20 protein-coding genes are annotated in these 20,046 nt (G+C 67.1%); 5 read left to right on the top strand and 15 right to left on the bottom strand.

All coding sequences use genetic code 11. From position 1 onward, the window contains the following. Positions 1-71 precede the first annotated feature (71 nt). On the bottom strand, positions 72-653 hold the full coding sequence (locus BACI348_RS19715; protein WP_159829397.1) for a HutD/Ves family protein: 582 nt from the start codon (positions 651-653) through the stop codon (positions 72-74). Between the two features lie 105 nt (positions 654-758). Here BACI348_RS19715 and BACI348_RS19710 point away from each other — a divergent pair, with 105 nt between their 5' ends. Both BACI348_RS19710 and BACI348_RS19705 read left to right on the top strand, forming a co-directional pair. Continuing rightward, positions 759-1,370, top strand: a complete 612-nt coding sequence (locus tag BACI348_RS19710; protein WP_159829395.1) for a phosphoribosylanthranilate isomerase — start codon at positions 759-761, stop codon at positions 1,368-1,370. Between the two features lie 76 nt (positions 1,371-1,446). Continuing rightward, complete coding sequence (locus tag BACI348_RS19705; protein WP_159829393.1) at positions 1,447-1,848, top strand: YccF domain-containing protein; 402 nt, start codon at positions 1,447-1,449, stop codon at positions 1,846-1,848. 8 nt (positions 1,849-1,856) lie between these two features. On the opposite strand, the gene BACI348_RS19700 is transcribed toward BACI348_RS19705, so the two are convergent. From BACI348_RS19700 to BACI348_RS19690, 3 genes are all read right to left on the bottom strand, one after another. Continuing rightward, positions 1,857-2,675: a 2-phosphosulfolactate phosphatase gene (locus tag BACI348_RS19700; RefSeq protein WP_159829391.1), complete on the bottom strand. Its 819-nt coding sequence runs from the start codon at positions 2,673-2,675 to the stop codon at positions 1,857-1,859. Then, on the bottom strand, positions 2,672-3,541 hold the full coding sequence (locus tag BACI348_RS19695) for a DUF4031 domain-containing protein (protein WP_159829389.1): 870 nt from the start codon (positions 3,539-3,541) through the stop codon (positions 2,672-2,674). Before BACI348_RS19695 ends, BACI348_RS19700 begins: the two co-directional genes overlap by 4 nt. 275 nt (positions 3,542-3,816) lie before the next feature. Continuing rightward, positions 3,817-4,200 (bottom strand): YciI family protein, encoded by a 384-nt coding sequence (locus BACI348_RS19690; protein WP_159829387.1) that lies wholly within the window; start codon positions 4,198-4,200, stop codon positions 3,817-3,819. Between the two features lie 163 nt (positions 4,201-4,363). Between BACI348_RS19690 and clpB the strand changes: the two genes are divergently transcribed. Beyond that, a complete protein-coding gene (gene clpB / locus BACI348_RS19685; protein ID WP_159829385.1) occupies positions 4,364-7,021 on the top strand; it encodes an ATP-dependent chaperone ClpB in 2,658 nt (885 codons plus the stop codon). Between the two features lie 56 nt (positions 7,022-7,077). Here clpB and BACI348_RS19680 read toward each other — a convergent pair whose 3' ends face one another. Continuing rightward, on the bottom strand, positions 7,078-7,776 hold the full coding sequence (locus BACI348_RS19680) for a septum formation family protein (protein ID WP_236557653.1): 699 nt from the start codon (positions 7,774-7,776) through the stop codon (positions 7,078-7,080). Positions 7,777-8,041: 265 nt separating this feature from the next. Between BACI348_RS19680 and BACI348_RS19675 the strand changes: the two genes are divergently transcribed. Next, positions 8,042-8,275 carry a DUF3073 domain-containing protein gene (locus tag BACI348_RS19675; protein WP_009359485.1) on the top strand — a complete coding sequence of 78 codons (234 nt, stop codon included), beginning with the start codon at positions 8,042-8,044 and terminating at the stop codon, positions 8,273-8,275. A gap of 21 nt (positions 8,276-8,296) precedes the next feature. On the opposite strand, the gene BACI348_RS19670 is transcribed toward BACI348_RS19675, so the two are convergent. The 6 genes from BACI348_RS19670 to uraD form a co-directional block, all read right to left on the bottom strand. Beyond that, complete coding sequence (locus tag BACI348_RS19670; RefSeq protein WP_159829381.1) at positions 8,297-10,090, bottom strand: ABC transporter ATP-binding protein; 1,794 nt, start codon at positions 10,088-10,090, stop codon at positions 8,297-8,299. 174 nt (positions 10,091-10,264) lie between these two features. Next, on the bottom strand, positions 10,265-11,419 hold the full coding sequence (gene purM / locus BACI348_RS19665) for a phosphoribosylformylglycinamidine cyclo-ligase (protein ID WP_159829379.1): 1,155 nt from the start codon (positions 11,417-11,419) through the stop codon (positions 10,265-10,267). Continuing rightward, complete coding sequence (gene purF / locus BACI348_RS19660) at positions 11,416-13,089, bottom strand: amidophosphoribosyltransferase (RefSeq protein WP_159829377.1); 1,674 nt, start codon at positions 13,087-13,089, stop codon at positions 11,416-11,418. Before purF ends, purM begins: the two co-directional genes overlap by 4 nt. Before the next feature lie 58 nt (positions 13,090-13,147). After that, positions 13,148-13,462, bottom strand: a complete 315-nt coding sequence (locus BACI348_RS19655; RefSeq protein ID WP_159829375.1) for a hypothetical protein — start codon at positions 13,460-13,462, stop codon at positions 13,148-13,150. 102 nt (positions 13,463-13,564) lie between these two features. Beyond that, entirely contained in the window at positions 13,565-13,903 is a 339-nt protein-coding gene (gene uraH, locus BACI348_RS19650; RefSeq protein WP_159829373.1) for a hydroxyisourate hydrolase, read from the bottom strand. Then, positions 13,900-14,397, bottom strand: coding sequence for a 2-oxo-4-hydroxy-4-carboxy-5-ureidoimidazoline decarboxylase (uraD, locus tag BACI348_RS19645; protein WP_159829371.1), 498 nt, complete (start codon positions 14,395-14,397; stop codon positions 13,900-13,902). The genes uraH and uraD overlap by 4 nt, the downstream gene beginning before the upstream one ends. 266 nt (positions 14,398-14,663) lie before the next feature. On the opposite strand from uraD, the gene BACI348_RS19640 reads away from it, so the two are divergent. Beyond that, entirely contained in the window at positions 14,664-15,890 is a 1,227-nt protein-coding gene (locus BACI348_RS19640) for a GAF domain-containing sensor histidine kinase (RefSeq protein ID WP_159829370.1), read from the top strand. Between the two features lie 73 nt (positions 15,891-15,963). Here the strand turns inward: BACI348_RS19640 and BACI348_RS19635 are convergent, their stop codons facing one another. From BACI348_RS19635 to BACI348_RS19620, 4 genes are read right to left on the bottom strand one after another with little or no spacing between them, the layout of a single operon-like run. Continuing rightward, positions 15,964-16,386: an ATP-binding protein gene (locus tag BACI348_RS19635; RefSeq protein WP_159829368.1), complete on the bottom strand. Its 423-nt coding sequence runs from the start codon at positions 16,384-16,386 to the stop codon at positions 15,964-15,966. Further along, complete coding sequence (locus BACI348_RS19630; RefSeq protein WP_159829366.1) at positions 16,379-16,711, bottom strand: STAS domain-containing protein; 333 nt, start codon at positions 16,709-16,711, stop codon at positions 16,379-16,381. The genes BACI348_RS19635 and BACI348_RS19630 overlap by 8 nt, the downstream gene beginning before the upstream one ends. After that, positions 16,701-18,677, bottom strand: coding sequence for a glycosyltransferase family 2 protein (locus tag BACI348_RS19625; protein ID WP_159829365.1), 1,977 nt, complete (start codon positions 18,675-18,677; stop codon positions 16,701-16,703). The genes BACI348_RS19630 and BACI348_RS19625 overlap by 11 nt, the downstream gene beginning before the upstream one ends. Then, positions 18,674-19,786 carry a PP2C family protein-serine/threonine phosphatase gene (locus tag BACI348_RS19620; RefSeq protein ID WP_159829364.1) on the bottom strand — a complete coding sequence of 371 codons (1,113 nt, stop codon included), beginning with the start codon at positions 19,784-19,786 and terminating at the stop codon, positions 18,674-18,676. Before BACI348_RS19620 ends, BACI348_RS19625 begins: the two co-directional genes overlap by 4 nt. Positions 19,787-20,046 lie beyond the last annotated feature (260 nt).

The following is a 20,046-nucleotide window of genomic DNA, read 5'->3' as shown; positions in this document are numbered from 1 at the left end:
GCCCGAGTTTAGGGACCACCACGGGGTCCCACCAGTGTGGGAAGGCTCGGCTGATCAAAGGCGAGGCTGCCCTATTCGGACTCCTCCACGGGATCGATGGAAACGACCGCCAGGAAGCCGCGGCCCAGGACGTCCGGGGTGTCGGTATCCGATCCCACCACGGCGTCGTACCGCGCCAACGGTTCGGCCTCATTCAGGGCATCGGCCACAGTGGCCTGCCCCTGCAGAAGGATCCCCAGCGAGCCTTCGAAAATCGGCTTCGCCCGCTTCTTCGAGAGTTCGATGATGGACGTATAGCCCTTGAAACTCCCGGCGCGCGTGATGACGTTGAGGTTCCGGATGTCGCCCGTGGGGAGCGCCGCCCGGGTGGCCGCGCCGCCCGGGAAACGGAACGGACGGTACTTTTCCAGCGGGCGTTCCGCGCCGTCCACGGTCAGCAGCAGGAGCTCGCCTTCCACCACGGTCAGCACCCGCTCCATCCCGGGGAAAGGCGAGAAATCGCCGGCCTTGGTGACGTCCGCGATGCTGACCCTCCAGTCCCAGCCCCCGTCCTGCGATGTTCCGGCCCCGGGCTGGCTGGCCAGCTGGCGGGTGACGCCGCCGCCATTGCGCCATTTCTCGGGCTGGAGGTTTGCAAAGCGGATAATTTCCATGCGCCCAGCCTAGTTCCCGTCCGGGCGTCCGCCGTCGCGGCCCGGGCCCTTCCCTGCTACTCTCCTCCGGGGGAACAACACGAAAACAGCCTGAAGGAGCCGGGAATGTTCGTCAAAGTGTGTGGTCTCAGCACGCCCGAATCAGTGCGGGAAGCGGTCGATTCCGGGGCGGATGCCATAGGTTTCGTCCTCACCGCCAGCCCGCGCGTCGTCTCGCCGGGGCAGGTGTCCGCGCTGCTGGCGGACGTCCCGGACCGTGTGATCCCCGTTGGCGTGTTCCGCCACGAACCCGTGGCCGACGCCCTCGCCATCGCCCGCGCCGCGGGGCTGGAGTGGATCCAGCTGCACGGCAGCCGCACGCAGGCGGACGTCGCTACGGTGCACGACGCCGGCATGAAGCTGATCAGGGGCGTCACCATGGGTGCCGCGCGGTCAGAGATTGAAGACTGGGGCGAGGACCTGCTGCTGATCGACTCTGCCGTGCCCGGTTCGGGTGAATCCTGGGACTACGCTGCCATGGCCGAGGTGCCGGAACTTCAGGGCCGCAGGTGGCTGCTCGCCGGCGGTCTGGACCCGGCAAACGTCGCGCAGGCATCCGTGGCGGCCAATGCGTGGGGCGTGGACGTCTCCTCCGGCGTGGAAGCGTCCCGCGGCGTCAAGGACCTCGCCAAAATCCGGGCCTTTGTGCACGCGGCAAAGTCGGACGCCACCGTCTGACGGGTTTCACCGGCTCAGGGTCCGGTCAGGGCAGTCCCCCATCCTTTTGTCAGACCCGCCGGGGCACAATGGGTGGATGAAGACACTGCTCAACATCATCTGGCTGGTTTTCGGCGGCTTCTGGCTTGCGCTGGGCTATTTCGCGGCGGGTGTGATCTGCTGCCTGCTGATCATCACCATCCCGTGGGGCATCGCCTCGTTCAGGATTGCGTCCTACACGCTGTGGCCATTTGGCCGGATGGTGGTGGACAAGCCCGGCGGAACCGGGGTGTTCTCGCTGCTCGGCAACGTGATCTGGCTGCTGGTGGCCGGCATCTGGATCGCCATCGGCCACGTGGTCACCGCATTCGCCATGGCAGTGACCATCGTCGGCATCCCGCTGGCCATCGCCAACCTGAAGCTCATTCCCGTTTCGTTGATGCCGCTGGGCAAGCAGATCGTCCCCACCAGCGCGCCGTTTGTAGCGGCGTACCGGTAAGGACGCGGTTAAGCGGCGCGAGCCTGGCTGAACATCCCGTCCACCAACAGGGCCACGGCGTCGCTGTCATCCAGCTCCGCGGCGATATCGACGTCTTCGCCGTAGCCCGCGCCGGAGAGTTCAAGCCCGCTGGCGCAGCCGTGCAGCATTTCCCGGAGCCTGGGTTCGGCAGCTTCGAACACGGCCGCCGCCGCCAGGGCCTCGGGCGAATAACCGTGCCGGCCCACCTCAGCCTCGTAGCCGCCCTTGCCCGCGGCCGCGAGGCCGGCAATGAACGCCCCCGCCCCGATCTGGTCCTCCACAGCCGGGCGGAGGGTGCCGTCCGGCCAGCGTTCCCCGGCAGCGATCACTGCGATGACCGCGTCCGGCGGCAGGTTGGCCGCCACCCAGTCCGCAGTTGCTCCAGCGTTGCGCAGGCACACGGCGGCAACGAGCGGGACATCATGGGCCAGTTCGTGGCAGAGCGCGGAACCGTTGGGGGATGGCAGCACCACGCGTCCCAACGATTCCGCCGCCCGGAAACCCGCGGGGGAGAGGCTGAGGCCGCCGCCATTGCGCGGCCCTGCCAGCCGGGCGTGGTGTTGCGCGGCGAACTCCTCCGCCCGGATGTCCTTCCAGGGAAATGGGAAAACCGCGGCGCCCCGGTCGAGGGCCACGCTGACGCACGTGCTGAACGACAGGACATCGACCACCACGGCGAGGTCCGCCCCCGACGTGACTGTCCTGGCGCCGTCGAGCCCCCATTCCAGCCGGACTGTGCACGGATGCTGCCGGTGCGCGGCACTCGCGGTCACCGTGTGGCGGGGGTTCGAGCCGGGTGCGTTCACGCGAGTTCGCCCTTAAGGTTGCGGTGCGCAGCTTCCTGCCACAGGTCCTTTGCCCGAGGGGTGTGGAACAGCGGGTCAAGTTCCAGGAGATGGCGGACGACGGCGGCGCGTCCGGCCGCGAAGTCAGCGTCGCCGATGTGCGCATAATCCTGCCGGACGTCCGCCACGTAGCGGGCGTATTCCCCAGGTTCCGCGCCAAGAACGGACAGGTCCGCGTCGCAGAGGAGGGCGCCGTCGCCGTCCCCTGGTTCCGGGCGGTGGTCCGACGTCAACAGCACCAGCCGGGCCACCTCGGCAACCTGAGCCCCGGGGAGGCCCGCTGCTTCCAGCCGCTCCTCCGCAAGGCTGGCAGAGTCTTCCTCGTCCTGGCCGGCCACACCGCGGTAGACGGCGTCGTGGAACCACGCCGCCAGCAGCACCGTGAGCGGCGGGTCGTCGGGGTCCGTGAGCAGGTCGAGGGCTTCCAGCACCGAGAGCAGGTGGGTGCAGCCGTGGTACCGGCGGTGCGGCTCGCTCCAGCGGTCCAGGAGGTCCAGGAAGAGGGCGTCGTGGCCGGGCATGATGGCTTCCCACCGGTTGAACAGCGGCACCTTGAGTGACTTGTTCCGCTGGCGGGCGGGGATGCGCAGGCCGCTGGCGATCAGCTTCCGGACCAGGACCCGGGCCTCAACAGGGACCGCTCCGGCGGCCACCAGGTCATCGAAGCTGCGCTCCGCCACGTCGTAGTGGTCACCGTCGAAGGCGCGCTCGGGAATGCCTGCGGCCGCGGCGAATCCGTGCAGTTCAGCCAGCGACGAGTCCGACACCAGATGCGAAAAGTGCGTCCCGTGGGCAGGCCAAAGCGGCGGGTCGATGTAGATGGCCATGGAGGAAGTCTAGCCGCGAACCGGGGCCCCACCGGTGCTTGCAGCCCGTCCGAAGAAGGGGTCAGTTCGTCCAGCTGCGGCGGCTGGTACAACGACCACGCGTCAGTGGCGCGGAACCTCAGCTGGATCACCAGCGTCTCCGGAGTCGGGCGCGTCCTGACGACGGCGGCAACAATCGGGCGGCGGTAGACCAACCGGCGGGCGGCTCCTGGGGGAGTCGCCCGCCGGCTCCTTTGAGGTATTACAGTTTGCGGCCGCGGCTCGTGCCCGCGTCCCTACATGCCCGGGATGTCGAGCGTTTCGTATACCTGGATGCTGGCTCCCGGCATCATGAGGTGGGGATGTCCTTCCAGGAGAGCCTCGGCGCCCGCGAGGTCCTCGGCCTGCAGGATTGTGTAACCGCCCAGCCCTGTGGTGGTGCCTGACGTGCCGGTGGCCGTAATTTCCTTGCCCTCCCCGAGCGGAGTTCCCAGGTCCACGATGCCCTCGCCGGCCCGCTCGGCCCAGGCCATCCAGGCTTTCATTCCCTCCTGGGCGGCTTCGGGGGTACTCTCGGCCATCTGCGCCTGGGCCGATTGCGGTGCGATATAAAGAACAACAAACTTCTTCATTGCCTGTCCCATCTGCCGTGCGCCGGCGGCACTATCCGCCCCGGTCACAAGGCGATCCTAGAGGGAAGGGGGCGCGTTGGAAACGGATTTTTTCTGCGGCCAACGACCCGGTTCGCCGTGGGCAAACAGGAACCAAAAAACTCCAGATCTAAAGTTGAGCGTAGTAGACTCAACCCAGGGTTTATGATCATTTCCCCGAAAGGAGCCCTCTTTGGACGTCAAATTCACCACCAAGAGCCAGGAGGCTCTTTCCGCTGCGGCAATGAACGCCTCAACGGCCGGCAACCCTCAGGTGGAACCCGCCCACCTGCTGAAGGCGCTGATGGACCAGCGTGAGGGTGTGGCGGTGGCGCTGCTGCGTGCCACCGGCGCCGACCCCGATGCCGTCAGCGTCCAGGCCAGTACCGCCATCAAGGCGTTGCCCGCGGCTTCCGGCGGTTCCAGCCAGCAGGCGCAGCTCTCGCGGCCGGCGCTGCAGGCCATTCAGAATGCCAAAAATGAGGCCGACCGGCTGGGCGATACCTTCGTCTCCACGGAGGTCCTCCTGCTGGGCCTCTCAGCCGGAACTGACGCCGTGGGACGTTTACTGCGCGACGCCGGTGCCTCCCATGAAGCCTTGCTCGCCGCCCTGCCGGGTGTCCGCGGTGACAGGAAAGTCACCAGCCAGGACCCCGAGAACACCTTCCAGTCCCTGGAGAAGTTCGGTACGGACCTCACCGCCATGGCCCGCGCCGGAAAGCTGGATCCCGTCATCGGCCGCGACACGGAAATCCGCCGCATCGTCCAGGTCCTGAGCCGCCGCACCAAGAACAACCCGGTGATCATCGGCGAGCCCGGCGTGGGCAAGACCGCCGTCGTCGAAGGCCTGGCCCAGCGCATCGTGGCCAATGACGTACCGGAGAGCCTGCGCGGCAAGACACTGATCGCCCTGGACCTGGCCTCCATGGTGGCCGGTGCCAAGTACCGCGGCGAGTTCGAGGAACGCCTTAAGGCCGTCCTTGAGGAGATTAAGAACTCCGACGGCCAGATCGTCACGTTTATCGACGAGATCCATACCGTGGTGGGTGCCGGTGCCACCGGGGAATCCTCCATGGACGCCGGCAACATGCTCAAGCCCATGCTGGCGCGCGGCGAGCTGCGGCTTATCGGCGCCACTACGCTGGATGAGTACCGCGAGAACATCGAGAAGGACCCGGCCCTGGAGCGCCGCTTCCAGCAGGTTTACGTGGGGGAGCCCAGCGTCGAGGACACCATCGGCATTCTCCGCGGCCTGAAGGAGCGCTACGAGGCGCACCACAAGGTGGCCATCGCCGACTCCGCCCTGGTTGCGGCCGCCACGCTGTCCAACCGGTACATCTCCGGCCGCCAGTTGCCCGACAAAGCCATCGATTTGGTGGACGAGGCGGCGTCCCGACTCCGGATGGAAATCGACTCGGCCCCTGAAGAGATCGACCAGCTCCGCCGCGCCGTGGACAGGCTCACCATGGAAGAACTGGCCCTCCAGGACGAAAAGGACGCCGCCTCCGTGGAGCGCCTCGCGGCACTGCGGGCGGACAAGGCGGACAAGCGGGAGGAACTGGACGCCCTGAACGCCCGCTGGGAGGCTGAGAAGGCCGGACTGAACCGGGTGGGTGACCTCAAGGCGAAGCTGGACGAGCTCCGCTCCACGTACGACAAGGCCGCCCGTGAAGGCGACCTGGAAACGGCGTCACGCATTCTGTACGGCGAGATCCCTGCGCTGGAGCGCGAACTGAACGCTGCCGCTGAAGCCGAGGCCGCCGTCGCCGACAAATCGTCGCAGATGGTGGCCGAACAGGTGACCGCGGACGATATCGCCGAGGTCATCTCCGCCTGGACCGGCATCCCTGCCGGCCGCATGCTGCAGGGCGAAAGCCAGAAGCTGCTCCACATGGAGGAGGAACTCGGGAAGCGGCTGATCGGCCAGAGGAAGGCCGTCACGGCGGTATCCGACGCCGTCCGGCGCGCCCGCGCGGGCATCAGCGACCCCAACCGCCCCACCGGCTCGTTCCTGTTTCTGGGCCCCACCGGCGTGGGTAAGACCGAACTCGCAAAGGCCCTTGCGGACTTCCTGTTCGACGACGAACGCGCCATGGTGCGGATCGACATGTCGGAGTACGGCGAGAAGCACTCGGTGGCCCGCCTCGTGGGTGCGCCTCCGGGATATGTGGGCTACGAGGAAGGCGGCCAGCTCACCGAAGCCGTCCGCCGGCGGCCATACTCCGTCATCCTGCTGGACGAAGTGGAGAAAGCCCACCCCGAGGTCTTCGACATCCTCCTTCAGGTGCTCGACGACGGCCGCCTCACCGACGGCCAGGGCCGCACGGTGGACTTCCGCAACGCCATCCTGGTGCTGACCTCCAACCTGGGAAGCCAGTTCCTGGTGGACCCGACCCTGGATGCCGAGGCCAAGCGGAACGCCGTGATGGCCACCGTGAACGCGTCCTTCAAGCCGGAATTTCTGAACCGGCTCGATGAAGTGGTGCTGTTCGACCCGCTGTCAGTCGAGGACCTGGCGCACATTGTGGAACTGCAGGTGGCCGAGCTGGGCCGGCGGCTGCACGAGCGCCGGCTCACCCTCGACGTCACCGACGGCGCCCGCGCCTGGCTGGCCATGTCCGGATTCGACTCCGCCTACGGGGCCCGGCCGCTGCGCCGGCTGGTCCAGCGGGAGATCGGCGACCGGCTGGCCAAAGCCATCCTCTCCGGTGAGATCGCCGATGGGGACACCGTGCTCGTGGACACTGCCACCGACGTCGATGAACTCACCATTGAAGGGCTCGAAGCACTGTCCGGTCCGGGCGGCGCCGCTGTCCCCGGAACCGGGCTGGTGGTCCGGCGGAAGGAATAGGCGCCGGGCAGTGCCGGCACGCGGGGGTTGCCGGCGCTGCCCTGCGCTGCGGGGCGTTAGGGCAGCACACTCGCGTTGACGTTGTTCCCGGCCGGGGACGTCACGTAGCAATCCACCCTGCGGTCCCCTGAGTCCCAACTGGTGGAGCTGGGGAAGCTCCGCTCGTAGTTCAGCGTGAACTGGTCTGCGGCCGGCCCAAGTTTGGACGCCTGACAGGCCTCCAAGGCTTTGGCTTTGAGCGCGTCGGCGCCCGGATAGTCGGCTTCCGCGGGATACCGGAACACCGCCACCAGCTGGGCAGAGTGGTTGGTGTCGCACGGCACCACGGTGGATTTCAGCGCTTCGGGGTGGAAATCGGTGAAGCAGTCGCCCAGCGCGTACGAGGCAGGTTCCGCATCGCGTGGCAGGGGCAGTGGAGTTGCCGGGGGCGTGGCGGTCGTCTCCAGGACTCCGCGGGCGGCGCCGTCCGAAGTTTCCGGGCCCCCATTGGAGTTCAGCCACAGGCCGAGCCAGACGAGCGATCCGATGACGGCGAGCAGGACGACGGCGAAGAATGCCTTCCAGAGCGTCCGCCGGTGTCCCTGCTTCCGGGCCTCGTCCGGGTCCGGTGCGGCGGTTGCCCCACCCTGGCCCTCGGTCCGTGCCGGCGGCTCGGCCGGCGGCACGCTGTACTCCGCGGCCGGGACCCGGGGAAGGCCCGCGGTGGGCGGAGAGCTGGGCTTGGGCGGGACGTCCTGGTGGTTCACGGAGTGCATCCTCCTGCGTTTCGTCCGCTCGGGCAGCCGGTTCCGCCAGCCGGTCCCGGCAGTTGCTTCATCGACTCTACCGAAGAAATAAGGGGCATTCCGGCCTTGATTGGGCCGGAATGGTACTGCATGCGACCGGCCGGGCCCGCAACTGGCAAGCGGGGGCAGTCGAAAGCATGTAATCTAGGTGTACGACAAATTGACCAAACATTCCGGGGCCTCACCGATAGCCAAGGTGACCACCTCCGGTCCAAGTACAAAAGGGGGTCACGCCATGGGGCGCGGCCGTCAAAAGGCAAAAGCTACCAAGCAGGCTCGGGATATCAAGTACTACTCCCCGAATACTGACTATTCGGCACTTCAGCGTGAGCTGACGGGCCCGAGCAGTCGTGCCACGAGCCATTACGCGAATGAGCCGGTTGAGCCGGACTATTCGGCTTATGTGGATAAGTACGCGGATGATTTGGAAGAAGACGACGACGAGGTAGACACCCGTCGGATCGGCTAGTTGTCGCAAGGTGCTGTTGCCTTACCTGGCAGCCCTGTGACGCCGTCGCACGAACGGATCCAATTCAGGATCCGGGTCTGAGGATGGGACCAGTGCAGCGCTTCTTTTTTGGCACCCGGATCCGGGCCGATCACGGGTGCTGACCTCAGTTATGAAGCCCGTTGCCCGCGCCGTTAGTTCGGCGCAGGCAACGGGCTTTTGCTGTCCCCTGATCTCTTTCCGGTGCCGAGTACCGGGAGGATCTGCACATGCGGCTGCGCACGCGCCTCCTGGGCCAGGGCAGCGGTGTGGGCCGCAAGGGGCGCCCAGCTCACCGCCGCCACGGCCAGCGCCGCCCCCTGTGCCGACGGACCGGTGATGGCGGCCACCACTAAACCGGCGAGGATGGGCGGCGCCGCGTTGGTCACCTCGAGGCCGGGGGACGGCCGCCGGGGCAGCGGATGAAAAAAGGTGCATGGCTGCTGCCGCGTGCACCAAGGAGGCGGCGGCCGGGCAGGACGGGTGGGCCAGCACCCGCTCCGAGGGTCCCTGTTCCACGATGCGGCCTTCGGACAGGACAGCAGTGGTGCCGCACATCCTGGCGGCGGTGCCGAGGTCATGGGTGACCAGGAGCAGGCCCAGTCCTTCGTCGCGCACCCGGCGGTCCAGCAGTTCGAGGACGGCGTCGCGCAGTGGCAGGTCGAGGCCGCTGACGGGTTCGTCAGCAAGCAGGTAGGCGGGCTTCACCGCCAGGGCGCGGGCGATGGCTACCCGCTGGTTCTGGCCGCCGGACAGCTCGCCCGGCCGGCGGGTCAGCATTGCTGCCGGCAGCTCCACCCGATCCAGGGCCTCGCACGCCAGTTGCCGGTGGTTGCCGTCCACCCGCAGCTGCCGCAGCGGTTCCAGGAGCAGCTGCGACACGGTCATCCGCGGGTCGAGGCTGCCGGCCGGGTTCTGGGGGATGTACTGGACTGCACGCCGGTACCAGCGGAGGGCGCGGACCGGACCGGGCCGTACTGGGTTCCCGCAGAGCGTGACGGTGCCGGTGGCGGGCTTTGCCAGGGCAAGCATGACCCGGACCAGGGTGGATTTGCCGGAGCCGGAGCTTCCCACCAGTGCCGTGCTTGTGCCGGGAGCGAGCCGCAGGGTCACGTTCCGAAGCGTGTCTGCCGGTTGCCGGCCGCGAAGGCTGCGCTTGGGGTACCTGAAGGAGATGCCGTCAACAGCCAGGGTTCCGGTCATGCTGCCACCGCCGTTACTGCGCGGCTTGTTCCTGCGGCCCTCAGACACCCAGGCGCCAAGGGTGGCCAGGACTGTCTGCCGGGTGACGGCGTCCAGGGCGATGCACACGCGCTGCAGCTGTCCGCCCGAGAGCTCACCGGTGTAGCGCTGCATGACCTCCGCCGCGTTTGCCAACCCGGCCCGGGACAGCAGGCGCTCCGCTTCCCGGGAAGCGTCTGCATGGCTGAGCCCTGCCCGGCCCAGCCCTGACCGGTTCAGTACCGACCGGCGCAGCGGGATCATCAGCTGCCGGCCTACCGGCACCAGGGGGTTGAGGGAGGTTTGCGGATCCTGGCTGATCAGGGTGGCGCCGGTATTCCTGGCCACAGTCCGCCGGCCGCCAGGGGCAGGGCCAAAAGCTGTGTCCCCGCTCGCTGTGATGCCGTCCGGGACAGTGCCGGTGAGGGCCGAGGCTGTCAGTGACTTCCCCGTGCCCGAGGCACCCAGCAGTGCCACACTTTCGCCACCTTGGATTGCGAATGTCAGGGGGTGTACCAGCGGGCGTCCGGCGTGGGAGAGCGCGAGGTTCTTCACGGAGAGGGCGGGTGCAGGCATCGGGACGTCGTTTCGTGGCAGGATTACGTGGCGAGCTACACGCTATCAATAATCATTCGCATTTACACAAATGACGGTGCCGCTGGACGTCCTGCGGGGTTAAACGCATCGAGTGCTCCGTTACTGCCCTTTTGACGCTTCAAAACGGCAGTAACGGAGCACTCGGTGAAGAGATTAGGCGTAGGCGTTGACCAGGCGGACCGCGCCGCCGTCCACACCCTTGGCGCCCTGCACGTAGTCCGGGCCGGACTTGAGGATGGAATCCGAGTCCTCCGTGACGGTGCCCATGACCCAGGACGGCAGGCCGCGGTCATTGAGGCGGGATACCGCGGCATCGGCGGCGTCCGCGGAGACGATGGCCACCATGCCCACGCCCAGGTTCAGGGTGCGCTCCAGGTCTGCCAGCGGCACGTTGCCCAGCTCGGACACCAGCTTGAAGATGGCCGGCAATTCCCAGGTGGAGCGGTCCACCGTGGCCACGAGGCCCTGGGGCAGTACGCGGGCCAGGTTGGCAGCGAGGCCGCCGCCGGTGACGTGGCTGAAGCCGTGCACGGCGGACGTTCCGGTGACGGGGAAGGCGCGCGCCAGGTCCAGGCAGTCCGCGGCATAGACGCGGGTGGGCTCGAGGAGTTCCTCGCCCAGGGTGCGGCCGAGCTCGGAAACCTGGCGGTCCAGGGCCCAGCCGGCGTGGTTGATCACGCGCCGGACCAGGGAGTAGCCGTTGGAGTGCAGGCCGGAGGAGGCCATGCCGATCACCACGTCACCGGCGCGGACACGGTCCGGGCCCAGCAGCTGGTCAGCTTCCACAACGCCGGTGGCTGCACCGGCGACGTCGTACTCGTGTTCCCCCAGCAGGCCGGGGTGCTCGGCGGTTTCGCCGCCCACCAGGGCGGTGCCGGCTACGGAGCAGGCTGCGGCGATGCCGCGGACAATGTCGGCGATGCGCTCGGGCACTACCTTGCCGCACGCGATGTAGTCCGTCATGTACAGCGGCTCGGCGCCCACCACCACGATGTCGTCCACCACCATGCCCACGAGGTCGAACCCGATGGTGTCGTGGATGTCCATGGCCTGGGCGATGGCCACCTTGGTGCCCACGCCGTCCGTTGACGTGGCCAGCAGCGGCTTCTTGTAGGTCAGGAGCCGGGAGACGTCATAGAGGCCGGCGAAGCCGCCCACCCCGCCGATCACCGAGGAGTTGTGGGTCGCCTTGACGGCACCCTTCATCAGCTCGACGGCGCGGTCGCCGGCTTCAACATCGACGCCTGCGGAGGCGTAAGTGATGCCGGAATTGGCGGAGTTGCCTGCGGCGGGGGCAGCGGAAGTCATACGGACTCTTTCTTGTCAGCACCGGTGGTGGCGGCGTGCACGTCTGGCACAAGGTCGGCTTCGGTCAGCAGGTTCTCGAATTCGGAGTCCGGTCCGGGGTCGCATCCGGTGGCGCCCGCTTTTTCTGCCGGGTCCTCCTCGGAGTCCACGGCCAGTGCGGCGGTCTCTCCCGGAAGGGCGGACGGCGACGGCGTGAGCCCGCCGAGGTCGGTGCGCTCCAGGAGGTTCTTGCCCAGTTTGTCCGAGCCCGGAAGTTCGATGGGGTACTTGCCCGTGAAGCACGCGGTGCAGAGGCGTTCGCGCGGCTGGCGGGTGGCGCCGATCATGCCGTCCTCGGAGATGTAGGCCAGCGAGTCTGCGCCGATGGCCTGGGAGATCTCTTCGATGGTGGCGCCGTTCGCGATCAGCTCGGCGCGGGAGGCGAAATCGATGCCGTAGAAGCAAGGCCACTGCACCGGCGGGGACGAGATCTTGACGTGGACCGCGGCGGCGCCGGCTTCACGGAGCATCCGGACGATGGCGCGCTGGGTGTTGCCGCGGACGATCGAGTCATCCACCACCACCACACGCTTGCCGCGGATGACGGACTCCAAGGCGTTGAGCTTGAGCCGGATGCCCAGCTGGCGCAGCGTCTGCGAGGGCTGGATGAAGGTACGCCCAACGTAGGAGTTCTTGACGAACCCGTGCGCGAACGGGATGCCGGATTCTTCGGCGTAGCCCACCGCCGCAGGGGTGCCGGATTCCGGCACCGGAATCACTATGTCCGCCACTTGGGTGTTTTCGCGGGCCAACTGGCGGCCCATCTCCACGCGGGACTCGTAAACGGAACGGCCGGCGATGGCGGCGTCCGGACGTGCAAGGTAGACGTACTCGAAAACGCAACCGGCCGGCGTCGGCTCGGCGAAACGCTGGGACCGCACGCCCTGCTCGTCGATGGCGATGAACTCGCCGGGCTCGATCTCGCGGATGAAGCTGGCGCCCACGGTGGCGAGGGCGGACTGCTCGGAGGCAACAACCCAGCCGCGTTCCAGCCGGCCCAGGACCAGCGGGCGGATGCCGTAGGTGTCGCGCGCCGCGTAGAGGGTGCCCTCATCCATAAAGACGAAGCAAAAGCCGCCCTTGATCTTGGGCAGCAGCTCGATGGCCGTTTCTTCGAGGGTCTTGCCGGGCTCGCCCTCCAGCAGTGCAGTGACCAGGGCGGTGTCCGAGGTGTTGCCCTGCTTCATTTCGCCGGTGAGCTGGCCGCCGTTGCGTTCCTGGATCATGGCGTTGAGCTCGGCCGTGTTGGTGAGGTTGCCGTTGTGCGCCAGGGCCACGGTGCCGGTGCTGGTAGCGCCGAGCGTGGGCTGGGCGTTGGCCCAGTGGCTGGCTCCGGTGGTGGAGTAGCGGCAGTGCCCCACGGCGAGGTGTCCGGTGAGGGTGTTCAGGGTGGTCTCGTCGAAGACTTGGGAGACGAGCCCCATGTCCTTATAGACGTTGATCCGTTTGCCGTCGCTGGTGGCTATACCAGCCGACTCCTGACCGCGGTGCTGCAGTGCATACAGCCCGTAGTAGGTAAGTTTTGCTACTTCTTCACCTGGTGCCCAGACCCCAAAAACGCCACAAGCGTCCTGAGGGCCCTTTTCGCCAGGGAGAAGATCATGAGAAAGTTTTCCATCGCCGCGTGCCACTGGTCGATTATCTCACGATATGCGCTAGAGCTTTTCCGGCCGCCCGTTTGTGACCGGCCTACTGCCCATTCTCCGGATCAGGCTCCGAATCGGGAACCGCTTCCACCACGGCCCGCTGCTGCCGCTTGACGCTCCGGCGGTCCAGGACCAGCGCCAGCCCTGCGCCCAGGATTGCGCCCGCGCCGGCGAACAGCACCATAAAGAACCCGAACACCGAGCCGGCGTCGAAGTCCGGGGTCGCGGGGAGGCCGTAGGCCACGGCGGCCGCCACCGCCACGCCCACCAGTGCGCCCAGGATCAGGAATGGCACAAATTTGGGTGCGCGGCGGACGGTGACCTCGCGGCGCTCGGCGGCGGGTTGTTCAGAAGGCATGCATCAAGCCTACATTTCCGCCGTTGCCCCTTCACTTACGGCTGCGAGGCCCCCTTGGACCCGCCCCCGGAATGGGAACCGTAAGTGATAGCGCAACGGGGGTCAGCTGCCGCGGTACGTGGAGTATGCGAAGGGGCTGAGCAGCAGCGGAACGTGATAGTGCTCGGTGCCGGTGACTTCGAACACCAGGTCCACCTCGGGAAAGAACGTGGCGGTCTGCAGGCCGGCGTAGTAGCTTCCGGTGGCGAAGTTGAGCTTGTAGTGGCCCGGCTCCAGCTGCTCCGGCCCCAGGTCCTTCGCCCGGCCGTCCGCGTCAGTGGTGGAGCCCGCCAGCTTCTGCCAGGTGCCGGCGTCGTTTTTGTAAAGCACGACGGCGACCCCCGCCGCCGGGCGTCCGGCGCCTGTGTCAAGGATGTGGGTGGTGACGTGGGAAACGCTCATTCGCTGATCAGTCCTTCAAGCCGCAGAACGGCGATCTCACGCAGCTGGCCGGCCACAATGGTGTCTTCGTCGGCGGGGGAGTTGGCCAGCCGTTCGTTCAAGGCCTGCAGGATTTCCGGGGCCGTGCGTCCCGCGGCGCGGATCAGGAAGACCCGGCCGAACTTTTCCTCGTAGTCCCTGTTGCCCTGCGCCAAGGCCTGCGCCACACCAGTGTCCGCGGGGTCCACGCCGGTCTGCTCGGAACGGGACATGGACGCTTCTGTGGTGGCCGCCGTCGGACGTTCCCCGATCCTGGGGTGGTGCGCCATGGCGGACTCAACCTCGGCGGGAGAAAACGGACGGGCGGCTTCGGCGGCGAAGTCCAGCAGCGCATCCCTGGAAGGGAAGGGCCGGGCGGCCACCACAGTGTCCACCCAGCGCTGGACGTCGATGCAGGGCTTGAGGGTTTCCGCGGCCCGTGCGGGGTCCGCAGTGTTGAATTCGGCAAGCTTCATGCTGGCTGCTTCCTCGGTAACAAATGCTGGCATCCATGGCGACGGCTATGCGGAGGCCGGACTTCCGGCGCCCGACCGACGCATTGCGCAGGCGAGGCTTCCGCATCATGGAACTGTTATTTCAGCATACGTAATATTGAAGTGGACCTTGCCGATGGTGTCAAGAGACTACAGCAGCGGCGGAGCCAAGCCGGTATTATCGCGGGAGAGCCGCAGGCTCAACCAGTTTTTACTGGGGGAACAAAATGAATAGGGACGGGACGGCTATGCAAATGCTGACCGATCAGGACGCCGCGCGCGAGTTTGGGCTGCGGGAATACGGGCTGATACCTGCTACCGCCGGCGAGGCGCCGGCACTAAGAGACGCCCAGGCAAGGGGCTCACTGCAGAACCTGGTGCGGCTGGCCGCCTCGTTGTGCGGCGTACCGTACAGCGTGGTCAACATCATTACGTCGGACCAGCAGCTGCAGATAGCAGCCTCCGGCATCGACCCGGGGGCCTGCTCCCGCGAGGACTCGATGTGCGCCGCAGTCTTTTTGACCGGCGGGACCACCGTAGTCCGGGACGCATCCGAGGACCCCCGTTTCGCAGCGAACCCGTTTGTGACCGGTGAGATAGCCGACGTCCGGTTCTACGCTTCCGTCCCGCTGCAGACCGCCTCCGGGCTGGTGCTCGGGTCCCTGTGCGTCTTCTCCAACCGTCCCGAATTGCCAACCCTGGAGCAGATCAGCCTGGTTGAAGTGCTGGCCCGGCAGGTCGTGGAGCTCCTGGAGTTGCAGCACCGCACCCTGCAGCTCAACGATGCCCTGGCCGAGCTGCAGCGCAGTAACGCCATGCTGGCAGAGTTCGCCGGCCGCGTCAGCCATGACCTCCGGTCGCCGCTGACCGCCATCCTGGGCTACGTGGAGCTGGCCGAGGACGATCCGGACATCCAGCCGGACCATCCGTCCGCCGGCTATCTGGGCCACATCGGCAGCGGCGGCCGGCGCATGCTGGCCACCCTGGACGACGTGCTGGACTACTCCCGGGCAGACGGAAAGCTCCACCGTGAACGGCTGTCGTTGCTGGCCGTGGCAGCGGAGGCCGCCCAGGACCTGGGTGTTGACCTGGGCCTGGCCAGTGGAATCCTGTGCGAGGACGCGGAGGTCTTCGCGGACCGGTCCCAGTTGCGGACCCTGCTGCAGAACCTGCTGGGGAACTCCCTGAACTACCAGAACCCCGGCCAGGTGTTGCGGGTCATTGTCAGGGCAAAGCCCGGGGTGCAGGGCATGACCGTACAGGTGGTGGACAACGGCAAGGGCATCCTGCCGTCCGAGCGACGGAAGGCGGTGGAACCGCTGGTGCGGCTCCACCGGCCCGGTGACGGCCCCGGAACGGGGCTTGGCCTGGCCACCTGCCGCAGGATCGCCCAGGCGCACGGCGGTGAGCTCTCCATTGGCGATACCCCCGGCGGCGGGGTGACGGTGTCGGTATGGTTCCCGGGCGGGCCCTGACCTCTGGAGGTTTGTCCAAGTATGCGAACGGGAGCGCCCCGGAGGCCTGCATATCTGGACAAAAACCTAAGGGCTAGGCCTGCGACGTCCGGGACAGCACCCAGGTGTTGGTGCCGTCCTGCCGCTCGAACGTGACCGTGGTGACCAGTGCCTGGATCAGCGCCAGGCCCCGGCCGGACTCGGCGTCCTCGCCGGGCGTCGCCGGCTCCATCGGCCCAAACGGCGGTTTGGCGTGGTAGGCGCTGACCCGGGCCTGCAGCAGCGTGGGCTGGACGGTGATGTCCACGCCCAGCTCCACCTGGTCCGGCCCCGCCGGCTCCGCGTGCTGGACGATGTTGGACGCGGACTCGATGACCGCTGTCGTAAAAGTCATCTGGTCCATGTCCTGCACAAATGGAACGTCGAGCCAGAGACTGTCCAGGTTGTTGTGGACCGACTCAATGGCGTCCTCGGCAGCCGGCCCACGGAAGCTGCGCGACGCCAGCACCTCAGTCATTCCTGAACGCCTCCTCCGCCGTTCCATACGCGGTGAGGACCTTGTCCATACTGGTCAGCTGCAGGACCATCTTCACCTGCGGCTGGACCGCCGCGATCCGAAGGTCCCCGCCCGCCTGCCTGGCCGCCTTAAGGCAGCCGATCAGGGCACCCAGGCCGGAGGAGTCCATAAATGCGGTGTTTTCCAGGTTCACCACGATCCGGTTGGATCCACCGGCGATCACGTCGGTGACGAACTCGCGCAGCTTCGGCGCGGAGACCATGTTCAGCCGCCCGTCGGCCTTCACCTCCGCGTACGAGTCCTTGACCTCATAACTAAACTCCATCTGGATTCCTCTCTGGTTCTTGGACTGCGGGTTCTGCTTCCGGTTCGAAACCCTTGTAAAGCACTGCGCGCACCAGGATGCTCATCACCACCAGGTCGAAAATGACCCAGGCGACGTTCACCAGGGTGCCGAGCGGTTCCGCCAGGCCGCTGGCCAGGCGGATAATTCCGACGACGGCGGCCACCGCCAGCAGCACCGACACCACAATCTGTGGCTGGATCAGGCTCCAGCTGGGTCCGCCGCTCTGGCGGGCTTTGGGGGTGACGGCAAAACCGAGGGGACGGCCGAACCAGACGTTGCGGGCCGCCGTCGAACACGCCTTGATCCAGGTGGGGAACAGTGCCAGGCTGTACTGCTGGCCGCGCCAGGTGGGGATGCCCCTGCCGGCCACGGCGAACAGGATCTGGTTGACCACCATAAAGGGGATGAACCGGATGAAGAAGTCCCAGCTCAGGCTCGTCACCGGAAGGATGCCGAGGAGCAGGTAGATGATGGGGGCGGCGAAGTAGATGACGGCAGCGTAGCCGCTGAGGTAGGTCCACATCGTGGCGAAGTACATCAGCCGCTGGCCGACCTTGAGGCCCTTCTGCACCAGCGGGTTCTCGCGCAGCAGGACCTGGATGGTTCCCTGGGCCCAACGCAGCCGTTGGGTGAGCATGGTCTTCAGGTCCTCCGGGGCGAGCCCATAGGCCAGGATTTCGTGGTGGTAGACACTCTCCCAGCCCATGGCGTGCATGCGCATGGCGGTGGCCATGTCCTCGGTGACGGAGATGGTGGCCAGCGGCATCACCGGCTGGGCTTCGTCGTTGCGTTCCACGGACAGGGCGTCCAGGACGGCCTGCACGGATTCCAGGGCGCCCAGCGGCGACCAGTCACGGGCGGACATGCGGCGGACGGCGTCGTCCGCCACCACGGGAACGCCGGACTCGCCCACGTGGGCCAGTTCCATGGCGGCGATCTCTTCGAGGTCCGCCTGAAGGGCTGAAACGTCGGCCATCACCAGGGTCTGCACGGCGGCGTCCACACGGCGGCGCACCCGGTAGGTGATCTCGCTCAGGGCCCCGCCGGCCTCAAGTTCCTGCTGGGCCTCGCGGGTGGCTGCCTCCACTTCGTCGAGCACCTGAGCCACCAGGGGAGCCTCTACATCCGCGGACTTCCGGGCCTGCCTGATGGCGGAACGGGAGGCGGCCAGGGCGCGGCGGATGCTCTTCTCGGTTTCCTTCACATAGCCCACCAGGCCCAGCTGCATCAGGGCCTCGCGGCGCAGGATGGCGTTGGAGCCGCAGAAGAAAGCGGCGTTCCAGCCGTCCTTGCCCTGCTGGATGGGGCCGTAGAACAGCGGTGCCTGGCTGCCGAGCGGATCGCTGGCCGGGACGTTGCTGAAGTACTGGGGCGTCTGGACCAGCGCCACCCGGCGGTTGTTGAAGTAGCCGAGGGTCTTTTCGAGGATGTCCGGCTCGGGGATCTGGTCCGCGTCCAGGATCAGGAGGAACTCGCCGTGCGTCTGCATCAGGGCGTTGTTCAGGTTGCCGGCCTTGGCGTGCCGCGGGAGGTTGGAGGTCCAGTCCTCGCTGCGGGTGACATAGCCCAGGCCGTGCTGCTCCGCGAGGGCCTTGAGTTCGGGCCGGGCGCCGTCGTCCAGGATCCAGGTGCTGTGCGGATGCCGGATCTTCTGGGCTGCCAGGGCCGTGGTCATCACCATGTCCAGGTCTTCGTTGTAGGTGGTGATGAAGACGTCCACGGTGGCGTCAGCCGGTGGCGGCGGGGCGGCCTTGCGGATTTTCAGCCGCCAGACCGTCATGCCGAACAGCATGACGTCGATCAGGCTGTAGGTCTCGGCGATCACCAACGGCAGCGCGATCCACCAGGCGTCCCAGTTCAGGGAGGCCACCCACCGCCAGGCAATGTAGTTGACTCCGGTGATGACGGTGAGCACCACCACCAGGCGCGTCCAGAATCGGGTCATGCAGCTGCCTCATCCGGCAGCCGGCGGACCACAACCACCGTGACGTCGTCCTCCGCCGTCTCGGCGGGGGCCAGGGCCAGGATGGCGCCGCTGGCCGCCTGGGCCGAATCCTGGCCCTGCGTGGCGCGGCGGACGGCTTCGGTGAAGTCCTCTACCGAGTCAAAGACGTCCAGTACGCCGTCGCTGACCACCACCAGGGAATCCCCCGGGGCGAGTTCCAGGTTGGACTGCGGCCACTGCGAGCCCGCCCAGGCGCCCACCGGGGGCCCGCCGGAGGGCAGACGGTGGGCAGCGCCGTCGGAGCGGACGTGCAGCGCAAGCCCGTGCCCGGCGTCGACGTAGCTGACTGTTCCGGACGCGGCGTCCAGCCGGGCGTGGAACAACGTGACAAAGGAGTTGGAGGAATCCAGGTCCGTGGCGATCGCTTTGCTGGCGGAGGCAAAGGCGCCGTCGAGGTCCTGCCTGCGGCCGGTGGAGCGCATCACGGCGCGGACGGTGGCGGCGATGAGGGCCGCGCCCATGCCCTTGCCCATGGCGTCGGCGAAGGTCAGGTGCAGCCCCTCGGGTGTCTGGTACCAGTCATAGAAGTCCCCGCCCACGCTGCGGGAGGGGCGGAACATGCCGGCGACGTCGTACCCGTCCACCCGGATGTCTTCCTTGGGCAGGAGGCTTTGTTGGACTTCCGTGGCGCGTTCCAGTTCACTGCGGTTTGCCGAATCCGCGGCGGCTGAGGGCCTGCGGCGGAAGAGGGCGTTGATCCTGGACTGCAGTTCGCGCGGGCTGAACGGCTTGCTGATGTACTCGTCCGCGCCGTTGTCCAGGCCGGTCAACTTATCCAGTTCATCGGCGCGGGCCGTCAGCATCACGATGAACGCGTCCGAGAATTCCCGCAGCAAGTTGCAGACTTCCAGGCCGTCAATGTCCGGCAGGTTCAGGTCCAGCGTGACCAGGTCCGGCTGCCGGCGGCGGACTTCCTCCACGCCCGGCAGGCCGGCGCCGGCCTCCGTCACCTCGAAGCCCTGCTTGGCCAGGACGCGGACCAGGAGCCCACGGATGTCCGGGTCATCCTCGATGACAACAGCACGACGGATTTCGGAGGCAGAGACCATAGGTCTACTTCTACCGTATTAACCGCAACAGAGCATGTCGCAGACTTCACATGTGCTGAATTCAGCCGTGCGAATTTTCTTCCGACGGCGGCACCTGGGTCCGCTGCCATGCCCGCCTGGCGGGATCTTGCGTAAATCTTGGGACCTGCTTGCCCGGACGTTGAGGAAGGCCCGGGACACTCGAAAGCAGGAGCCGGCTTCGACAAGGACGAGGGTCAAGGACGACCCGTCCGGGGGCTGGCCGGCTGGCAGGAAGGCGG

This window comes from Arthrobacter sp. 9AX, assembly GCF_902506095.1.
Taxonomy (GTDB): Bacteria; Actinomycetota; Actinomycetes; order Actinomycetales; family Micrococcaceae; genus Arthrobacter.
This window is presented reverse-complemented; position numbering and strand designations above follow the sequence as displayed.